Origin of the sequence: Alkalispirillum mobile (assembly GCF_003664325.1) — a bacterium.
Classification (GTDB): Bacteria; Pseudomonadota; Gammaproteobacteria; order Nitrococcales; family Halorhodospiraceae; genus Alkalilimnicola; species Alkalilimnicola mobilis.
Window position 1 is genome coordinate 1 of record NZ_RCDA01000010.1, and the last position, 1,954, is coordinate 1,954.

Annotated in this window: 2 protein-coding genes; both read left to right on the forward strand. The window is 67.3% G+C overall.

All coding sequences use genetic code 11. From position 1 onward, the window contains the following. Positions 1-215 precede the first annotated feature (215 nt). Positions 216-827, forward strand: a complete 612-nt coding sequence (locus DFR31_RS13660) for a rolling circle replication-associated protein (RefSeq protein ID WP_121443249.1) — start codon at positions 216-218, stop codon at positions 825-827. 400 nt (positions 828-1,227) lie between these two features. Continuing rightward, positions 1,228-1,644, forward strand: a complete 417-nt coding sequence (locus DFR31_RS13665; RefSeq protein ID WP_121443250.1) for a helix-turn-helix domain-containing protein — start codon at positions 1,228-1,230, stop codon at positions 1,642-1,644. Positions 1,645-1,954 lie beyond the last annotated feature (310 nt).

The window sequence follows — 1,954 nt, forward strand, 5'->3', positions numbered from 1 at the left end:
AGGAGTTACCAGCAATGCCGAGTGTAACACCGGCGGCTGGCGAGGTGCATAGGTGCGCCTCGCAAAACCGTCATGACTATACATTATGCGCAGTCACTCGCCCCGACACAGCGCCCGGGGCACGGCCCGAGCGGCCGCAGGCCGCTGGGCTTGTCCATACCTCAACAAGTGACACGCGGCTGCGGGTGGACCCGCATCAGGCCCGGATGAAGCGGATGAAACAGGCGGTCATCACCTCGGCCCGTCTGCACTGCGAGACCCTGCCGAGTGGCTTCCGCGCGGCGATGGTCACGCTGACCTACGCCCACGACGACCAGTGGTCGCCCCGGCACATCTCCGAGCTGATCAAACGCGCCCGGCAGTGGCTCAAGCGCCGCCGTCTGCGGCTGCGCTACACCTGGGTTCTGGAGCTGACCCGCCGCGGCCGGCCGCACTACCACATCATGCTCTGGCTCCCCCGCCGGGTGCGCCTGCCCAAGCCGGACAAGGCCGGCTGGTGGCCCCACGGGCTGACCCGCATCGAGTGGGCCCGCAACGCGGTGGGCTACCTGGCCAAGTACGCCAGCAAGGACATAGAGGGAGCGCTCCCCAAGGGGGCACGCATCCACGGCAATGGCGGACTGAACGACGCGGCCCGTGCCGAGCGGGCGTGGTGGCTGTGCCCGGCCTACGTGCGCGAGCGCTGCGAGCCGGCCGACCTGCCGCGCCGCTGCCCTGGTGGTGGGTGGTGGCTCAAGGGTACGGGTGAATGGTTCCCCTCGGCGTGGCGGTTACTCGGGTTCGAGGGTGGCACGGTGGTCATCGTGCCTCGGGAGATGGCGGCATGAGTGCGTGCGGTGAGCGCGGCGGGGCCCCAGAACCTGGGGGGCCGCCGCGCCGGGTCCTGGGGGGTGGCTGGTGGTTGCTGTCGCTAGTAATACCAGCAACCTTTATCACTGGTGAGAATCCTGGGTGGCTCCCGACCGCCGCCAGGGTATCGACACCTGTCCCGACATATGTCGATACACCCGGCCTCGGAGGTGGTGCGCGAGGGCTGCGCAAGGAGGCGCAGACCCGCCCGTCTGGCTGGCAGCAGATGCAGGGAAGCATGGTCCCACGGGTCGGAGGGTCCGGCACTCGGCAGGCCCTGGGCGCCGGCCTCGCGGCCCCCTTGCCCTACCCGTTCAGCACCCAACCGGCCCCGCGCCCTGCTGGCCCGGGTCCGGTCCATCAGGAGGCACCCCGCCCATGACCGACACCCAACGCCTGGATAACCCGATCTACCGCGCCCGCCGCCGTGCGGGGCTCACCCTGGAGGAAGCAGCGGAGTGGCTGGGCATCCACCCCGGCACGCTCTACCGCCAGGAGACCGGCCGGCACCGGGTCTCGGGTCCGGTGCTGCGCGCCCTGGAGCTGCGCGCGGGGGATCTGGCGCAGATGCACCCGGCCTGGGAAGGCTGGGAGATCCGCCCCGATGGGCGGCTCTACGATCAGGCCCTTTCCGCCCGAATGGCCCGCACTCCGGCGGAGCTGCGGACAATCTGGCTGGAGCTGCAATTACTGGCCGAGCACCGGCGGCAGATACGCGAGCTTCAGAACCATAAACGCACCACTATTAAGCAACTAATGCACCGTATTCTGGCCCTGCTTGGCAGGTCGAAATGAATCCGGCATCATGGCGAAACGCCACGGCCATTAATGGCCCTGTATGGCGAATTGAGATTAGGTGAGAGCGGTAGAGATTGGTTGAGAGAGAGCGAGAGATTGAGAGCGATGACGATGCGAGCGAAGGAAAAACCATAGCCCGGAAATGAGTGGAGCCCGCGAGAGTGGCCGCTCTCCGGGCTCCTGGCTGGCCCCCCGGTTAAGGGGGTGGACATAGGAGTTACCAGCAATGCCGAGTGTAACACCGGCGGCTGGCGAGGTGCATAGGTGCGCCTCGCAAAACCGTCATGACTATACATTATGCGCAGTC

Excerpts from the sequence above, each read along its gene's own strand:
- DFR31_RS13660 (WP_121443249.1), top strand. The coding sequence starts at position 216 with ATGAAACAGGCGGTCATCACCTCGGCCCGTCTGCACTGCGAGACCCTG.
- DFR31_RS13665 (WP_121443250.1), top strand. The coding sequence starts at position 1,228 with ATGACCGACACCCAACGCCTGGATAACCCGATCTACCGCGCCCGCCGC.